Annotated in this window: 15 protein-coding genes; 10 read left to right on the plus strand and 5 right to left on the minus strand. The window is 38.5% G+C overall.

Annotation, left to right across the window (positions count from 1 at the left end):
• Nucleotides 1-172: 172 nt before the first annotated feature.
• A complete protein-coding gene (gene nrdE / locus A3IA_RS12030) occupies nt 173-2,335 on the minus strand; it encodes a class 1b ribonucleoside-diphosphate reductase subunit alpha (RefSeq protein ID WP_018380935.1) in 2,163 nt (720 codons plus the stop codon).
• A gap of 367 nt (nt 2,336-2,702) precedes the next feature.
• Entirely contained in the window at nt 2,703-2,927 is a 225-nt protein-coding gene (nrdH, locus tag A3IA_RS0108690; RefSeq protein ID WP_018380936.1) for a glutaredoxin-like protein NrdH, read from the minus strand.
• A 390-nt stretch (nt 2,928-3,317) separates the two neighbouring features.
• On the opposite strand from nrdH, the gene A3IA_RS0108695 reads away from it, so the two are divergent.
• The 4 genes from A3IA_RS0108695 to A3IA_RS0108710 all read left to right on the plus strand — a co-directional run bounded on the left by A3IA_RS0108695 (nt 3,318) and on the right by A3IA_RS0108710 (nt 8,298).
• A complete protein-coding gene (locus A3IA_RS0108695; RefSeq protein ID WP_003064009.1) occupies nt 3,318-3,581 on the plus strand; it encodes a phosphocarrier protein HPr in 264 nt (87 codons plus the stop codon).
• Nucleotides 3,582-3,585: 4 nt separating this feature from the next.
• Complete coding sequence (gene ptsP, locus A3IA_RS0108700) at nt 3,586-5,310, plus strand: phosphoenolpyruvate--protein phosphotransferase (RefSeq protein ID WP_018380937.1); 1,725 nt, start codon at nt 3,586-3,588, stop codon at nt 5,308-5,310.
• A 153-nt stretch (nt 5,311-5,463) separates the two neighbouring features.
• Nucleotides 5,464-6,891, plus strand: coding sequence for an NADP-dependent glyceraldehyde-3-phosphate dehydrogenase (locus A3IA_RS0108705; RefSeq protein ID WP_018380938.1), 1,428 nt, complete (start codon nt 5,464-5,466; stop codon nt 6,889-6,891).
• A 105-nt stretch (nt 6,892-6,996) separates the two neighbouring features.
• On the plus strand, nt 6,997-8,298 hold the full coding sequence (locus A3IA_RS0108710; protein ID WP_018380939.1) for a polysaccharide deacetylase family protein: 1,302 nt from the start codon (nt 6,997-6,999) through the stop codon (nt 8,296-8,298).
• A 172-nt stretch (nt 8,299-8,470) separates the two neighbouring features.
• Here A3IA_RS0108710 and A3IA_RS0108715 read toward each other — a convergent pair whose 3' ends face one another.
• Nucleotides 8,471-9,556, minus strand: a complete 1,086-nt coding sequence (locus tag A3IA_RS0108715) for a DEAD/DEAH box helicase (RefSeq protein WP_018380940.1) — start codon at nt 9,554-9,556, stop codon at nt 8,471-8,473.
• 93 nt (nt 9,557-9,649) lie between these two features.
• Here A3IA_RS0108715 and udk point away from each other — a divergent pair, with 93 nt between their 5' ends.
• The 5 genes from udk to A3IA_RS12745 all read left to right on the plus strand — a co-directional run bounded on the left by udk (nt 9,650) and on the right by A3IA_RS12745 (nt 13,724).
• A complete protein-coding gene (gene udk / locus A3IA_RS0108720; protein ID WP_018380941.1) occupies nt 9,650-10,279 on the plus strand; it encodes a uridine kinase in 630 nt (209 codons plus the stop codon).
• Nucleotides 10,280-10,361: 82 nt separating this feature from the next.
• Entirely contained in the window at nt 10,362-10,637 is a 276-nt protein-coding gene (locus tag A3IA_RS0108725) for a DUF1294 domain-containing protein (protein WP_018380942.1), read from the plus strand.
• 76 nt (nt 10,638-10,713) lie between these two features.
• Nucleotides 10,714-11,211, plus strand: coding sequence for a GAF domain-containing protein (locus A3IA_RS0108730; protein ID WP_026217648.1), 498 nt, complete (start codon nt 10,714-10,716; stop codon nt 11,209-11,211).
• Nucleotides 11,211-12,878 (plus strand): DNA polymerase III subunit gamma/tau, encoded by a 1,668-nt coding sequence (dnaX, locus tag A3IA_RS0108735; protein WP_018380944.1) that lies wholly within the window; start codon nt 11,211-11,213, stop codon nt 12,876-12,878. Before A3IA_RS0108730 ends, dnaX begins: the two co-directional genes overlap by 1 nt.
• Nucleotides 12,879-13,595: 717 nt before the next feature.
• The gene (locus tag A3IA_RS12745) at nt 13,596-13,724 is read left to right on the plus strand and encodes a DUF3272 family protein (RefSeq protein WP_242258507.1); all 129 of its coding nucleotides are present in this window, start codon (nt 13,596-13,598) and stop codon (nt 13,722-13,724) included.
• Here A3IA_RS12745 and birA read toward each other — a convergent pair.
• A complete protein-coding gene (birA, locus tag A3IA_RS0108745) occupies nt 13,705-14,637 on the minus strand; it encodes a bifunctional biotin--[acetyl-CoA-carboxylase] ligase/biotin operon repressor BirA (protein ID WP_026217649.1) in 933 nt (310 codons plus the stop codon). The genes A3IA_RS12745 and birA overlap by 20 nt on opposite strands.
• 327 nt (nt 14,638-14,964) lie before the next feature.
• Between birA and metK the strand changes: the two genes are divergently transcribed.
• Entirely contained in the window at nt 14,965-16,152 is a 1,188-nt protein-coding gene (gene metK, locus A3IA_RS0108750) for a methionine adenosyltransferase (protein ID WP_018380947.1), read from the plus strand.
• Nucleotides 16,153-16,658: 506 nt separating this feature from the next.
• Here the strand turns inward: metK and A3IA_RS0108755 are convergent.
• Nucleotides 16,659-16,934, minus strand: coding sequence for a YiaA/YiaB family inner membrane protein (locus tag A3IA_RS0108755; protein WP_018380948.1), 276 nt, complete (start codon nt 16,932-16,934; stop codon nt 16,659-16,661).
• Between the last annotated feature and the right edge of the window lie 136 nt (nt 16,935-17,070).

Here is a 17,070-nt window from a genome sequence, read left to right on the forward strand (position 1 = left end):
CCTAGTCTTGTCAGTTAGGAGAAACCTAACACCGTGAGCGACTTGAGTTTTTTATAAATTTAAATTAGTGACAAGACGGAAGAGATTCTTCATCACCCAGAAATGTCACTGTTAGTGAGGGAACTGGGTCATTTACGATAGCAGTTGCTGCCTTTAGATAGTAGGACTTTTGTTAAATCACGCAGCTTTCACATTGGTTAGCACCAACTTCATCACCATCGTCTGTGTAGGTACGAACGTAATAGATGGATTTGACACCTTTGTTGAAGGCATAGTTACGTAGGATAGACAAGTCACGTGTGGTTTGTTTAGTGTCGTTGCCTTTCCATTCGTAAAGTCCTGCAGGAATTTCACTACGCATGAAGAGCGTCAATGACAAACCTTGGTCAACGTGTTCTGTTGCAGCAGCGTAAACGTCGATAACTTTACGCATATCCATATCGTAGGCTGATTTGTAGTATGGGATAGTATCTGTTGAAAGTCCTGCAGCTGGGTAATAGATTTTCCCAATTTTTTTCTCTTGGCGTTCTTCAATGCGTTGGGTAATTGGGTGGATTGAAGCAGAAACGTCATTGATATAAGAGATAGAACCGTTTGGTGCAACTGCTAAGCGGTTTTGGTGGTAAAGCCCATCAGCCATAACTGATTGGCGAAGAGCTTCCCAATCTTCAGCTTGCGGAATAAAGTGGTCTTTGAAGAGGTCTTTAACAAGGTCTGATTTTGGTACAAACTGACCAGAAACATACTTGTCAAAATAGCTACCATCAGCATATTTAGAATTTTCAAAACCAACAAAACTTGTTTGACGTTCACGAGCAATCTCATTAGATGCAACTAGTGTCCAGTAATTAAGCAACATAAAGTAAATATCAGTGAACTCGATTGACTCAGGGCTTCCGTATTCAATGTGTTGCTGAGCAAGGAATGAATGAAGTCCCATAGCTCCAAGACCAAACGTATGGGCTTGTTCGTTACCATTTTTAATAGATGGAACAGCTTCGATACTTGATGAGTCCGTAACAAAAGTAAGCGCGCGTGTCATAGCCTTGATAGAACGACCGAAATCAGGTGAAGTCATCATGTTTACAACGTTGGTTGAGCCAAGGTTACATGAGATGTCAGTTCCCATTGAGAGGTAATTTTGTCCATCATCGATAAGACTTGGTTTTTGCACTTGAAGAATCTCTGAACACAAGTTTGACATGATGATTTTTCCATCAATTGGGTTAGAACGATTGGCAGTATCAACATTGACAATGTATGGATAACCTGATTCTTGTTGTAATTTAGAAATCTCAGTTTCTAAATCACGAGCCTTGATTTTTGTTTTACTAATCTTAGGATTGGCAACCAACTCATCGTATTTTTCAGTTATATCAATGTAGTTGAAAGGAATACCATATTCTTTTTCGACGCTGTATGGGCTGAAGAGGTACATGTCTTCATTTTTGCGAGCTAATTCGTAGAATTTATCAGGAACGGTCACACCAAGTGAGAGGGTTTTAACACGGACTTTTTCATCAGCGTTCTCTTTCTTGGTAGAAAGGAAGGAAATGATGTCTGGATGGAAGACACTGAGATAAACCACACCGGCGCCTTGACGTTGTCCCAATTGATTTGAGTATGAGAAACTGTCTTCGAACAATTTCATCACTGGAACAACACCAGAAGCAGCTCCAGCAAAGCCTTTGATAGGTGCGCCTGCTTCACGAAGGTTTGAAAGAGAAATCCCAACACCACCACCGATACGTGATAATTGCAGCGCTGAGTTGATAGAACGACCGATTGAGTTCATATCATCAGTTACTTGAATCAAGAAACAAGATACCAATTCACCACGACGGCTTCGACCAGCATTTAAGAAGGACGGTGTTGCCGGTTGATAACGTTGGTTGATCATCTCTTTAGCCAAATCACGAGCTAATTCCTCATTGCCATCAGCGAAGTAGAGGGCATTAAACATAACGCGGTCTTCCATACTTTCCAAATAGGATTCGCCATCATTTGTTTTGAGCGCATATTGTTGATGGAATTTATAAGCAGCCATAAATGACTTGAATTGGAAATTTTCGTTTTTTAGCTCTTGCGCTAATGATTCGATAAATTCTTGACTGTATTTTTTGATAAAACCTGTTTCGATGTAGTCGTTTTCAATGAGATAATTGATTTTTTCTGTAATTGAAGTGAAAGGCATCATGTTAGGTTTGACATTTTCTTTAAAGAAAGCAGCGAGAGCTTCCTTGTCCTTATGCAAAGGAATTTGTCCATTAACTGGACGGTTAATTTCATTATTTAAACGGAAATAAGTAACGTTTCCTAAATCTTTAAGACTCATTTGATAACATTCCTTTTACTATGTTAGTGTCTACTGCAGTACCACTAAATTCAAATGTGTAAAGTAGTAGTAGGTGATATTTTTGTGATAATTCCCTAGCTTCTCAACAGAAGTTAGGAGCAAAATTCCTATTGCCATTGCCGATAGTGTCCTGACAATGTGCTAGCTTGTCTTCAATGAAATCTTAGATATTATCAAAGTTATCATTGTGTGTTGGGATGATTAAAACAAGTTTGTCGTGATATTGAGGTGTTTGCCCATGCGTTGTTAATGAATAAGATCATCTTGAGCGAGCAAAAATTTTTGATGAATCTGGTCGTCTGACCAGCTAAGAGTGAAAGGCAACTTTCAATTGGTTTAACTTATTTTAAACGATTTCTTTGAGTTTGGCAGGTTGGAAACCAGAGAAGACAATATCGCCAACTTGGATGACTGGAGCCGCTGCAAACCCTAAACTTTTAACGTATTCGATATGTTCAGGTTCTTCGTCAATATTGATTTCTTTGAAAGCAACGCCTTCTTTTTCTAAGAATTTTTTAGTCATTTTGCATTGCATACAATTGTTTTTTGAAAAAATAGTAATGTTACTCATTTGATAATTCTCCTTTTTAAGTACCACAATAGCATACCCAAAATTGGCTTAAATTGCAATAGATTGTTACTGATAAAACACAAAATATAGTTATATGTTTTTGTTATACCCCAATATATTGTGTTTTGTTGAAAACAGGAAGAAAGCAGATGAAGACAGTATTCTTGCCAATATTTCCCTCAAAATGGATAAGGATTTCTTTTTATTGTCTCTTGAAAATGCCATACTATATTTTTAATTTGATAATGTAAGAAGACAGAAAGTAACCTGTAAATTTTTTCAATATAGATTATAAATCTTGAAAAAAAAAAAGCCTTATGTTATAATTAGAAATTGTAAGGGTTATCATGGATGACTCAAAAATTTAAAAGAGAAAAAAGGAGAACCATCATGGCTTCTAAAGATTTTCACATTGTAGCAGAAACAGGTATTCACGCTCGTCCAGCAACTTTGCTTGTTCAAACAGCTAGCAAATTCGCTTCAGACATCACTCTTGACTACAAAGGTAAAGCAGTTAACCTTAAATCAATCATGGGTGTTATGAGTCTTGGAGTTGGTCAAGGTGCTGACGTTACAATCTCTGCGGAAGGTGCAGATGCTGATGACGCTCTTGCTGCGATCGAAGAAACAATGACAAAAGAAGGATTGGCATAATAAAATGACAGAAATGCTTAAAGGAATTGCAGCGTCTGATGGTGTTGCTGTTGCTAAAGCATACTTATTGGTTCAACCGGATTTGTCATTTGAAACTGTTTCAGTTTCAGATACAGATGCAGAAGAAGCTCGTCTGGATGCAGCTCTAGCGGCGTCTCAAGACGAGCTTTCTGTTATTCGTGAAAAAGCCGTAGGTACGCTTGGTGAAGAAGCAGCAGCCGTTTTTGATGCTCATTTAATGGTTCTTGCTGACCCAGAAATGATTGGTCAGATTAAAGAAACAATTCGTGCGAAACAAGTTAATGCAGAAGCTGGCTTGAAAGAAGTTACTGACATGTTCGTAACACTTTTTGAAGGTATGGAAGATAACCCATACATGCAAGAACGTGCGGCGGATATTCGTGACGTTGCAAAACGTGTCTTGGCTCACCTCCTTGGTGTGAAATTACCAAACCCTGCAACTATCAGTGAAGAGTCAATTGTTATCGCTCACGACTTGACACCGTCAGATACTGCTCAGCTTGACAAAAATTTTGTTAAAGCTTTCGTAACTAATATCGGTGGACGTACAAGTCACTCAGCTATCATGGCTCGTACACTTGAAATTGGTGCGGTTTTGGGTACCAATAACGTGACAAGTCTGGTTAAAGATGGTGACATTTTAGCGGTTAATGGTATTACTGGTGATGTTATCATCAATCCTACTCAAGAGCAGATTGCAGAATTTGTAGAAGCTGGTAAAGCCTACGCTGCACAAAAAGCTGAATGGGCACTTCTTAAAAATGCACAGACAGTGACAGCCGACGGTAAACACTTTGAGTTGGCGGCTAATATCGGTACTCCTAAAGATGTTGAAGGTGTTAACGATAATGGTTCAGAGGCTATCGGTCTTTACCGTACAGAGTTCTTGTATATGGATTCTCAAGATTTCCCTACAGAAGATGAGCAATATGAAGCATACAAGGCTGTACTTGAAGGCATGGACGGCAAACCAGTTGTGGTTCGTACTATGGACATTGGTGGTGATAAGGAACTTCCTTATTTCGATCTCCCAAATGAAATGAACCCATTCCTTGGTTTCCGTGCGCTTCGTATCTCAATTTCTGAAACTGGTGATCAAATGTTCCGTACACAGATTCGTGCTCTTCTTCGCGCATCTGTACACGGTCAATTACGTATCATGTTCCCAATGGTTGCTCTACTTAAAGAATTCCGTGCAGCAAAAGCCATTTTCAATGAAGAAAAAGCTAACTTGCTCTCTGAAGGTGTAGCAGTGGCGGATGATATCCAAGTTGGTATCATGATTGAGATTCCAGCTGCAGCAATGCTTGCTGACCAATTTGCTAAAGAAGTTGATTTCTTCTCAATTGGTACAAACGATCTTATCCAATACACAATGGCAGCAGACCGTATGAATGAACAAGTTTCATACCTCTACCAACCATATAACCCATCAATCCTTCGTTTGATTAACAATGTTATCAAAGCAGCTCATGCTGAAGGCAAATGGGCAGGTATGTGTGGTGAGATGGCTGGTGACCAAAAAGCTGTGCCACTCCTTGTCGGAATGGGGCTAGATGAGTTCTCAATGTCAGCAACATCAGTACTTCGTACACGTAGCTTGATGAAGTCTCTTGATTCAGCAAAAATGGAAGAGTATGCAAACCGCGCTCTTACAGAATGTTCAACGGCTGAAGAAGTTCTTGAGCTTCAAAAAGAATATTTATAAAATAAGTAACTAAGAAGAGGGCAACCTCTTTTTAGTTTGTTTGAAGTATCAAATAAAAATACGAAAATTCTGACATTTTTTGTATTAAATAATTGAATTCCCTAGATAAAGTGCTAGAATAGAAAACATACTAAGTGTAAAGGAGGCAAGGAATTGTCTAAACAATATAAAAACCTTGTCAATGGAGAGTGGAAACTTTCTGACAACGAAATTAAGATCTACGCTCCAGCAACTGGAGAAGAATTAGGTTCAGTCCCAGCTATGAGTCAAGAAGAGGTGGACTACGTGTATGAAACAGCAAAAGCTGCGCAGCCAGCTTGGCGTGCACTTTCATACGTAGAACGTGCTGCTTACCTCCACAAAGTAGCTGATATTCTTGACCGTGATGCTGAGAAGATTGGTGAAGTTCTGTCAAAAGAAATTGCTAAAGGTTACAAAGCAGCGGTTAGTGAAGTAACCCGTACTGCTGATATTATTCGTTATGCAGCTGAAGAAGGTGTTCGCATGCAGGGTGAAGTCCTTGAAGGCGGAAGCTTTGACGCAGCAAGCAAGAAAAAAATCGCTATGGTACGTCGCGAACCTCTTGGTTTAGTGCTTGCTATCTCACCCTTTAACTATCCTGTCAATTTGGCTGGATCGAAGATTGCTCCCGCTTTGATTTCAGGGAACGTTGTTGCCCTTAAACCACCTACGCAAGGTTCAATCTCTGGTCTTGTCTTGGCTGAAGTATTCGCTGAAGCTGGTATTCCAGCAGGTGTCTTTAGTACCATTACAGGTCGTGGATCAGTTATTGGTGACTACATTGTAGAACACGAAGCTGTTAACTTTATCAACTTTACAGGCTCAACTCCAGTTGGTGAACGTATCGGTAAAATGGCCGGTATGCGACCAATCATGCTTGAACTTGGTGGTAAAGACTCAGCTATTGTTCTTGAAGATGCTGACCTTGAAGTCGCTGCTAAAAATATCGTAGATGGTGCCTTTGGCTACTCAGGGCAACGTTGTACAGCGGTTAAACGTGTTCTTGTCATGGATAGTGTAGCTGATGAGTTAGTTGAAATGCTCCGTGAAAAGGTTCTTAAATTGACTGTCGGCAATCCTGAAGATAATGCAGACATCACACCGCTTATCGACACTGCTGCAGCTGACTTCGTCGAAGGTCTTGTCAATGATGCCGTTGAAAAAGGGGCAGATGCCAAAACCGATATTCTTCGTGAAGGCAACCTCATTTATCCAATTCTTTTTGATAACGTTACAACTGATATGAAATTAGCTTGGGAAGAACCATTCGGTCCTGTCCTTCCAGTTATTCGTGTATCATCAGTTGAGGAAGCTATCGAAATTTCAAATAAATCTGAATACGGTCTTCAGGCTTCTGTCTTCACTAATGATTTTCCGCTTGCTTTCTCAATCGCAGAACAGCTTGAAGTTGGTACCGTTCATATCAATAACAAAACACAACGTGGTACAGATAACTTCCCATTCTTGGGAGCTAAAAAATCTGGTGCTGGTACACAAGGAGTTAAATACTCTATTGAAGCCATGACCACTGTTAAATCTGTCGTTTTCGACATTAAATAATATCAAAAAGTCGTTCTAATAATTAGAGCGACTTTTTGAATTCTATTAAAAATTTCCTTGTCTTTTCAACTTCCTCTCTTTATAATGGAATAAAGGAGTTTTAAGATGAAGAAAATAGTGCTAGTAATTGGAATTGTTGCTGCCATGCTTTCTTTGGTGTGGTTTATTGGGAAGCCATTATATGTTAAGCAGCGACAGCAGAAAATCATGACCTTTGTTGAGGGTTTTCAAAAGAAAATCAATCGCGATATTCCTATCTCAAATGGTCATGAAGTATGGTCTGATAAAGATTCATGGATATATTTTAACACTGGTGGTGAGGGAAGCTATGTGCAGAAAACGTTAGAAGAATTCTTGCCAGAAAATAACCAAATGGGACAATATGAAAATCATGAAATTGATCGTCTCCATTTACTCTATCCTAAAAAAGTAGAATCAGATCTAGAAAATGTTTCGGAATTACAATTAAAGGAATCGACTTACAAAATAGACGGGTTTGATATTAAAAAAGAAAAAAAGAAAAACTTAAAGTCAATCTATTTTAAAGACGAGGCTTATAAAGATCCGTTTACGCTAGACGACTTGATTAAAGATAAAAAAGCCTTTCGAAAAGTAATCGAGGCTACAACTAATCAACGGTCATGGTCGCAAGATAAAAAAGCTAGTATTTTAAAAGCTTTTGAGGGAGATGATTGGTCAGAAATTCCATTTTCATATGAAGATGAGCAGTTATACTTAACAAAAGAGCTTAGTTTACCAATCAGTGGCTTTTTAGATTCTGTTCAGGGGAAATATCTTAAGGGTAAAGCTTTAGAAAGTTATCAGGCCTATCTAGCCGAAAAACGAAAAAATCTAAAAAAAGTTGCTCTGACTTTTGATGATGGTCCCAATCCAGCGACAACGCCAAAAGTTTTGGATATTTTACAACAATATGATGCGAAGGCCACCTTTTTCACACTTGGTCAAAAGATAGCAGGGCAGGAAGATTTATTGAAAAAAATGGTTGACCAAGGGAACGAAATTGGCAATCACACCTGGTCTCACCCTAATCTGACAACTTTGTCAAGTGAGGGCATTAAACAGGAAATTAATGCTACAAATGAAGCTATTGAGAAAGCTATTAAGCAGAAACCAACTCTAATGCGCCCCCCATATGGTGCTACGAATACGGCTGTTCAGTCTGCCGCAGGGTTGAAAGAAATTATGTGGACAGTGGATACATTAGACTGGCAAAGTCACTCAACACCAGCTATCATGAAAAAAGTACAAGAGCAGTTAACACCTGGGGGGATTATTTTGATGCATGACATCCATCAAACTTCTGTAGATGCTTTGCCGTCAGTTTTAGAATACCTTAAATCGCAAGGTTATGAAGTTGTTACGGTTAGTGAATTGCATGGCTATTGATTATTGGAAATATAGTCAAATGAATTAACTTTCAGAACAAGGAACAGAAAAGACGCAGAACAATACTTGATTTTCATTGAGTATGAGTAGGGCAAGTCGAAAGTGACCATGTATCAAAGGTAATTCAAAAGACTATAATCTAAAAATAGCAGTTAGGCGTAAAACCTAGCTGCTATTTTTTTAATGTTAGAGATTGGTGCTTGAGTTGCAATTCTTGGACGCAAGCCATTTTTTTGAGTTTCTTTAAATCTTCTTTGTGGGTAACAAGTGAGATAACTTGTCCTTTTTTGCCCATGCGTCCAGTACGTCCAGCTCTGTGGGTGTATATTTCACGATCACGAGGAATATCGAAATTAATCACAGTTTCAAGGTTATCAATATCAATACCTCTGGCTACAAGATCAGTAGCAAGCAATAGACTAAGTTCGTGACTTTTGAATTTCTCCAAAATTACCTTTCGCATTTTAACATTGACATCGCTTGCGAGGGACACTGCAGAAGTCCCGTTAAATTGGAGACGCTCTTCAACAGCTCCTAAATCAGATAAATTGTTGAAAAAAGCAAGCCCTCGGAAATCTGGGATATTGCTTAGCCTACGTAGGAGGTCTAAGCGATCGCGTTTCTCAACGCGGATGTAATAATGCTCAATCGAGGTGTTTTCTTGTTTAGATAGGTCAATAACTTTAGTGTTTTCAGCGAGGCTATCGTTGCTTATTTTTTGCGTTGCTGAGAGATAAACCATCTGATGGTCGCGTGGAACGTGATTGCTGATTTTGGTGACAAATTGAATTTGCGAATCACTCAAAAGTTCATCATATTCATCCAGAACAATGGTATTGACGTTCATCATTTTAATTTTTTTAAGTTTAATCAATTCAAAGACACGACCAGGTGTTCCAATGATAATCTCGGGTCCTTTTTTAAGACGTTCAATCTGCCTTTTCTGACTAGATCCTGAAAGGAGCAGTTGCGGTGTTAATCCGATAGGTTCAGCCCACGTTTTAGCAACGTCAAATAACTGACCAGCCAATTCACTATTTGGAGCGAGGATAAGCAATTGTTGTGCTTTCTTAGGGATTAATTTCAACAGAAGAGGCCACATGTAGGCTAAGGTTTTACCAGTACCTGTTGGGCTAATGCCTAGAATATTTTCACCAGCAGATAATGGTGTAAATAATTCATTTTGGATGGGGGTTGTTTCAATAAATCCAAGACTAGCAAGTTTGTCTTGCCACTCGTTAGGAAGTTGTTCAATCATGGAAGGTTCCTTTATTTTTCTGTAGATTTGCTTTATATTATAGCATGTTTTGTGATATAATAGCTAACAATGTTGAGAAAAATGGAGCGAAAAATGCGTAAAAAACCTATTATTATTGGCGTTACTGGTGGGTCTGGTGGTGGAAAAACCAGTGTTTCTCGAGCAATTTTAGCTAATTTTACAGATGAAAAAATTGCCATGATTGAACATGATTCTTACTACAAGGATCAGGCTCATTTAACCTTTGATGAGCGTGTAAAGACCAATTATGACCATCCGCTTGCTTTTGATACCGATTTGATGATTGAGCAGTTGAATGAACTCATCGAAGGCCGCCCTGTGGATATTCCTGTTTACGATTATACTCAACATACTCGTAGCAGCAAGACCTATCGTCAAGAACCGCAAGATGTTTTTATTGTGGAAGGGATTCTTGTTTTAGAAGATAAGCGGTTGAGAGATTTGATGGACATCAAGTTATTCGTGGATACCGATGATGATATTCGCATTATCCGCCGTATCAAGCGTGATATGGAGGAACGTGGCCGTAGTTTGGATAGTATCATCGATCAGTACACTGGTGTTGTTAAGCCAATGTACCATCAATTTATTGAGCCGACCAAACGTTATGCTGATATTGTCATTCCAGAAGGTGTTTCAAACACTGTTGCGCTTGATTTGATTAATACCAAGGTAGCTAGTATTTTAAGTGATGCTCATTAATTGAAAGAGATTACCAATAGTAAGCAATAAAATCGGTGGATTATCTAACAGTAGTTCACTGATTTTTTAGTGGGGAGAAAAGATGCTAATAATAATAATGGTTATCTTGCTGATTTGGAATTTTTTTGTTTTTTTAGCTTATGGCTACGATAAGCGTCAGGCAATCAAGGGAAATTGGCGAGTAACTGAGCGATTTTTACTGACCGTCACATTACTATTTGGCGGTCTGGGTGCTTTACTTGGTGCAAAAGTATTTCATCATAAAACACAAAAATGGTATTTTATATGGACATGGTGGTTGGGGATATTACTGACGCTTAGTCTATTTTGCCTTTATTTTTATACGACAAGTTTGTGATTTCGCCCTGAAACTTATATCTTTAAAGTTAGGGGAGAATATCAAGATAAATTCTAAATATGATATAATAATGACTATGGATAAAAGTACAAAAAAAGATAATTACGAGATTCTTTTAGCCCAAGCTCAAGGGCTATTTGCGAATGAAACCAATGCTTTAGCTAATCTTTCCAATGCTTCAGCAATGATTAGAACGACACTACCTAACACTGTTTTTTCAGGTTTTTACCTTTTTGATGGTCAGGAGTTGATTTTGGGACCTTTTCAAGGAAATGTTTCCTGTGTCCATATCGCACTTGGTAAGGGCGTTTGTGGTGAATCAGCAGAGAAGAATGAAACGCTTATTGTTGAAGATGTCACAAAGCATGCTAATTATATTTCTTGTGATTCTGCAGCTATGAGTGAGATTGTTGTGCCTATGGTGAAAGAAGGCAAATTGGTGGGTGTTCTTGATTTGGATTCTAGTGTCGTTGGCGATTATGATGCGCTTGATCAAGAATACTTGGAAAAATTTGTCGCTATTTTGCTTGAAAAAACACGTTTTAATTTCCAAATGTTTGGAGTAGAGGATTAATGTATCAAGCCCTTTATCGCAAATACCGTAGCCAACGCTTTGATGATATGGTTGGGCAGACGGTCATTTCGACAACTTTAAAAAAAGCTGTTGCTTCGGGTAAAATTAGCCATGCCTATCTGTTTTCTGGTCCACGTGGAACTGGAAAAACCAGTGCAGCCAAAATTTTTGCCAAAGCCATGAACTGCCCCAATCAGGTTGATGGAGAGCCATGTAACCAGTGCGATATTTGTCGTGATATTACCAAGGGTAGTCTCGACGATGTCATCGAAATTGATGCAGCTTCAAATAATGGTGTTGATGAAATCCGTGACATTCGTGACAAATCAACTTACGCATCAAGTCGAGCAACCTACAAGGTTTACATCATTGATGAGGTTCACATGCTATCCACAGGCGCCTTCAATGCCCTGTTAAAAACTTTAGAAGAACCAACAGAAAATGTGGTTTTTATCTTGGCAACAACGGAACTGCACAAAATTCCAGCGACTATCTTATCACGCGTACAGCGCTTTGAATTTAAAGCCATCAAGTTGGCTGATATTTATCAGCATATGGCTTTTGTTTTAGAAAAAGAGTCCGTTCCCTATGATAAAGATGCTTTGACCCTTATTGCTCGTAGAGCTGAGGGAGGAATGCGGGACGCTTTGTCGATTTTAGATCAGGCTCTATCTTTATCGACTGACCAAGGTGTTTCTCGGGAAATCGCTGAAGAAATCACAGGCTCAATCAGTCTAGCCAGTTTGGATGCCTATGTTGAAAGTTTGATGATTAGCGACACAGCTGCAGCATTAAACCATTTGGAAATTATTTTTGACCAAGGCAAAAGCATGAGTCGTTTCGTGACAGATTTGTTGCAATATTTGAGAGATCTTTTGATTGTCCAATCAGGTGGTGAAAATACGCATACGAGTCCTGTTTTTGAAGCTAATTTAGCTTTGGAAGCACAAACTATTTTTGACATGATTGATGCTGTGACAGACGGTTTGCAACAAATCAAGCAGGGAACCCACCCCAAAATTTACGCTGAAATGTTAACCATTCGTTTATCTGAAAAAGTTGCCAAAGGAACTCAAAAAACCAATTTACCAGATGATGTTTGGCAGCAATTTCAGGAAATGAAAAATGAAATTGCACAGCTAAAAGAAGCCTTGGCTGAAAAAGCAAATCAGCCAGTCATGGTTTCTGAGACTAGACCAGTTAAACGCATGACACGCTTCAAAGTGGATCGTGACAAAATCATGACCATTATGCAGGAAACAGTTGAGGATTCTGAAAAATCGCGCCAGTATTTAGAAGCTTTGAAAACATCTTGGAACGAGATTTTAGATTCCATTACACCGCAGAATCGTGCCTTATTACTGGGTTCTGAGCCAGTTTTGGCTAACAGTGAAAATGCCATCTTAGCTTTTGATGCGGCCTTCAACGCAGAACAAGTCATGAAACGCACTGATTTAAATGATATTTTTGGAAATATCATGAGTAAAGCAGCCGGCTTTTCTCCCAATATTATGGCTGTTCCAAAATCAGATTTCAACAGTATCCGAACAGAATTCGCCAAACGAATGAAGTCTGCTAAAGAAACAAATGAGACCGAGGAGCCGCAAACGACTATTCCAGAAGCATTTAGCTTTTTATCAGACAAAATTTCGACAGTAGAAGATTAAGATGCAACATCGTTTTTCAAACTAAGTTCTCAATTAAAATTAGATCTAAAAATCTATACCATTAATAAGATTTAGTTATATATCAACTGTTTAGGTTGAAACAAAAGCTCATTTTGGGCAATTTTCTTCAACCGTTTTAGCTTCCTTAGGGAAAGAAAAACTCTCAGAAATCTCGCTATAGTCTGAATTAACTTTGGTACATGGTCACTTTTGACTTGCTCTACTCAAAAGTACTGCCTGTGTCTTCCGTGTCTTGTCTGACAGTTCATTTATTTGACTATAATACTCTTCGAAAATCAATTTTAGGCCTTGTTGACTTGATGTGATGAACGTCAGCTCGTCAGTTTTATCTGCATCGGCATTGTTTCGTCTAATTGTGATTTTCATTGGGTATAAATCAGTATTTTTCAGATCTCGTTTATTAAAAATAAAATCTTATATTTTAAATTTCTCTAGCATGTAGAGAGTTTGTCTGGAATTTGTTCTGTTTCCTTATCATTTAAGAAGTTAAACAAAAAGAGAAGAACGGTCATGGCGACTGTTCTTCTCTTTTACTGTTATAAAATGAATTTCTGCGTTTACTTTTTCAATACTTGTTGATAAGAAAAGATTTTTGCCCAGATTTTTTCTTTTTGTTATAATACCACTATGCCGTATTCACAATTTTTCGTAGTTTCACTAATCTGCGCACTTGAAACCTATTTTTTTAATCGAGCCATGATGAGTGGGAACTATCTTCTGGCCTTTTTCTGGGGACTGATGCTTTTAAGAAATCTGCGTCGTGTCCAGTTGGTTTCTCGCTTTACAAAACGTTTGATGGAACAGATTACCAAGAAGAAAGACTAACTTCACCACTAGCTAAAGTCAATTCTTGACCATCATTGGTTTCTAAAACCAAGTGCCCTTGGTCAGTAATATCTAAGACTTTAGCTGTAATTGATTGGCCGTCTTTTTCATAAGTCACTTGTTTGTTTAAAACAAGTGATTTTTCTTTATAAACTTTGATGTGGTCGTACTCTGGGATTTCAAAGAATAATTTCCAAATTTCGCAAATCAAATCATTGCGTGTGATACTTGGATTTTCGGTGAAAAGAGAGGTAGCAATGTCTCTTAACTCGTAAGGGAATTCTGAGATGTGAAAATTAAGCCCAACGCCAATAAAGACATCAGTCACCTGACCTGTTTCAACAGAGGTGACAGCTTCTGAAAGGATGCCAGCAATTTTTTTACCATCTAAGAAAATATCATTAACCCATTTGATGTCTGGAGATTTCTTGGTTAATCTTGAAATGGCTTTGACAATACTAGACGCTACAAGGACCGTATAGGGTGGTAATCTATCGTATGATGTATTGGGTTTGAGGTGGAGAGTCATGTAAATACCACCATTCTTATCCGCGTGGAAATGCCGCCCCAGTCTTCCTCTAGCTGCTGTTTGGTTGGGGGCAAGATAAAGGTGAGGTGCTTGTGCGCCATTTAGTGCAGCCGTTTTAGCATCCTGCTGGGTTGATTCACTAGTTGTTAAGTAAGTCACAGGAATGTTCAATTCATTAGAAATAAGATCTGCAAGGAGTAGATCACCGGAAAGAATGCGGTAACCTTTCTTTTTGACAGCTTCAATATGGATACCATTTTCCTCAAGAGTCTTAATAGCTTTCCAAACAGCTGCTCTAGATATAGTTAGTTCCTGAGCCAGTGTTTCCCCTGTGATAAAATCTTCTTCTAATAAGCGTTGGTAAATACTTTCGTAGGTTTTCATAGTTTTAGTATAGTACATGCCAATCTTCTTGTCAGTAGTTTTCTTGAATTTTGATAAAAAGATTAATAATGTCAATATTTATGGTACAATAATAAGCGTTATTAAGTCCCGATAAGGCAGCTTTTGGTGATTATTCTTCTTTTTTATCTATCCTTGGTTTGGCTCGTCCTACTTGGTAGGGTCTACGCCTTTACTGCCTAGCCTAGAAAAAGGCTATCACACCAAAAGAAGTACAGTTTTACTGTATTTCAAAGCTGGTTCTTTGTAACCTAGTAACATGTCGCAGGACATTTCCTGTAGCAAACATTTTTTAAGGGGGACATTTTTATGTCAGAACGTAAACTTTTTACATCCGAATCAGTTTCGGAGGGACATCCGGATAAGATTGCCGATCAGATTTCAGATGCTATTTTAGATGCTCTGTTAGAGCAAGATCCAGATGCTCATGTAGCGGCAGAAACTGTTGTTTATACAGGTTCCGTTCATGTTTTCGGTGAAATCTCAACTTCGGCTTATGTCGATATTAATCGTGTGGTCCGTGATACTATTGCTGAGATTGGTTATACCAATGCAGAATATGGCTTTGCTGCAGAATCAGTGGGTGTTCATCCGTCACTTGTCGAGCAATCAGCTGATATTGCCCAAGGGGTAAATGAAGCTTTGGAAGTTCGTGAAGGAGATAAGGATGATTTGAACCTTATTGGAGCAGGTGATCAAGGGCTCATGTTTGGTTTTGCTATCGATGAAACGCCTGAGCTGATGCCTTTACCGATTTCTTTATCACATCAATTGGTTCGTAAATTAGCTGAATTACGTAAATCTGGAGCAATAGCTTATCTGCGTCCAGATGCCAAATCACAAGTTACTGTCGAGTATGATGAGAATGACCAACCTGTCCGTGTTGATACCGTTGTTATTTCGACACAGCATGGCCCGGAAGCAACGAATGAGCAGATTCGTGAGGATGTTATTAATCAAGTGATTAAAGCTGTTATTCCAGCTCAATACCTCGATAATGATACGAAATTCTTCATCAACCCAACAGGGCGCTTTGTTATCGGTGGTCCACAAGGGGATTCTGGCTTGACTGGTCGTAAAATTATTGTCGATACCTACGGTGGCTATAGCCGTCACGGTGGTGGAGCATTCTCCGGAAAAGATGCCACAAAGGTTGACCGTTCAGCTTCCTACGCAGCCCGCTATATCGCTAAAAATATTGTCGCAGCTGGCTTAGCTAAGAAAGCAGAAGTACAATTGGCCTATGCTATCGGTGTAGCTCAGCCAGTATCTGTTCGTGTTGATACATTTGGAACATCAACTGTTTCAGAAACAGCATTGGAAAAAGCTGTTCGTGAGATTTTTGATCTTCGTCCTGCAGGTATTATTAAGATGTTAGACTTAAAACGTCCAATCTATAAGCAAACTGCAGCTTATGGTCATATGGGACGTACGGATATTGATCTTCCGTGGGAAAAATTGGATAAAGTTGATGCCTTAAAAGACGCAGTCAAGTAAACGACAAACCGAGATTTTTATAGATTGGAGAGAAGGTTCAAAATGCACTTTTTTCCAATCTTTTTCTTTTTACAGTCATTTGAATTAAGTTTGATATATCGTCACTTTGGACTTGCCCTACTCATACTCAATGAAAATCAAAAGCAGACTAGGCGACACAGATAGCAGATAGAGCTAACGTTCATCACATTAAGTCAGCAAGGTCTGGTTTTGATTTTCGAAGAGTATCAAGTACTGTTCTGCGTTTCAACTCCTTGTTCTGAAAGTTAATTCATTTGACTATATCTGAAAATAAAAAAACACTTAAAAACGTTGCAATACCAGCGCTTTTAAGTGTTTAATTATTATCTGTCTTCTTGAAAGGTTTCAACTTCTCAAATGTTCAGAAGTGATGCCTACCCTTTGAAACTGAGAGTTTTAAAAGATAGGTTTTTGCTGTTGTTATCTCCAACTAATGATAATCTATGAATCAAATGACTTCTTATTCAAAAGAGCATTTTTCTAGCTTATTCTTTTGCATCATCATTATGAAGATTAGCGTTTTGGAAGAGAGTGTTGTAGTTTTCTTCATCCTCTTGGTTATCACGGATGACTTTAGAAACAGTAAAAGATGAAGAGACAAGACCGACAGATCCCATGAGATAGTATCCTTTGACCATGAGCGGTTCTTTCAAGGTGTATAGTCCGATTAACATCAAACCGAGAAAGAAAAGAAATGATCCCCAAGCCATCATGGTAAAGGCTGGCGTGTTTCGATAGATTTTTTTCTTAACTTTATTCATTTATAATCTCCCAATTTTGTTTTAATTTCAAAAATTATATCATATCGCAGCCTAATTTTCAAAAAAAAAATCACAAGAAAATAAGGTACTTAAGAATTCTGAATGTAAGGGATAACTGATTATATGAGTATTCAAA

This window comes from Streptococcus thoraltensis DSM 12221 (genome assembly GCF_000380145.1).
Taxonomy (GTDB): Bacteria; Bacillota; Bacilli; order Lactobacillales; family Streptococcaceae; genus Streptococcus; species Streptococcus thoraltensis.

Excerpts from the sequence above, each read along its gene's own strand:
- A3IA_RS0108695 (WP_003064009.1), top strand. The coding sequence starts at position 3,318 with ATGGCTTCTAAAGATTTTCACATTGTAGCAGAAACAGGTATTCACGCT.
- A3IA_RS0108710 (WP_018380939.1), top strand. The coding sequence starts at position 6,997 with ATGAAGAAAATAGTGCTAGTAATTGGAATTGTTGCTGCCATGCTTTCT.
- A3IA_RS0108730 (WP_026217648.1), top strand. The coding sequence starts at position 10,714 with ATGGATAAAAGTACAAAAAAAGATAATTACGAGATTCTTTTAGCCCAA.
- nrdH (WP_018380936.1), bottom strand. The coding sequence starts at position 2,927 with ATGAGTAACATTACTATTTTTTCAAAAAACAATTGTATGCAATGCAAA.
- ptsP (WP_018380937.1), top strand. The coding sequence starts at position 3,586 with ATGACAGAAATGCTTAAAGGAATTGCAGCGTCTGATGGTGTTGCTGTT.
- A3IA_RS12745 (WP_242258507.1), top strand. The coding sequence starts at position 13,596 with ATGATGAGTGGGAACTATCTTCTGGCCTTTTTCTGGGGACTGATGCTT.
- A3IA_RS0108755 (WP_018380948.1), bottom strand. The coding sequence starts at position 16,934 with ATGAATAAAGTTAAGAAAAAAATCTATCGAAACACGCCAGCCTTTACC.
- metK (WP_018380947.1), top strand. The coding sequence starts at position 14,965 with ATGTCAGAACGTAAACTTTTTACATCCGAATCAGTTTCGGAGGGACAT.
- birA (WP_026217649.1), bottom strand. The coding sequence starts at position 14,637 with ATGAAAACCTACGAAAGTATTTACCAACGCTTATTAGAAGAAGATTTT.
- dnaX (WP_018380944.1), top strand. The coding sequence starts at position 11,211 with ATGTATCAAGCCCTTTATCGCAAATACCGTAGCCAACGCTTTGATGAT.
- nrdE (WP_018380935.1), bottom strand. The coding sequence starts at position 2,335 with ATGAGTCTTAAAGATTTAGGAAACGTTACTTATTTCCGTTTAAATAAT.
- A3IA_RS0108725 (WP_018380942.1), top strand. The coding sequence starts at position 10,362 with ATGCTAATAATAATAATGGTTATCTTGCTGATTTGGAATTTTTTTGTT.
- A3IA_RS0108715 (WP_018380940.1), bottom strand. The coding sequence starts at position 9,556 with ATGATTGAACAACTTCCTAACGAGTGGCAAGACAAACTTGCTAGTCTT.
- udk (WP_018380941.1), top strand. The coding sequence starts at position 9,650 with ATGCGTAAAAAACCTATTATTATTGGCGTTACTGGTGGGTCTGGTGGT.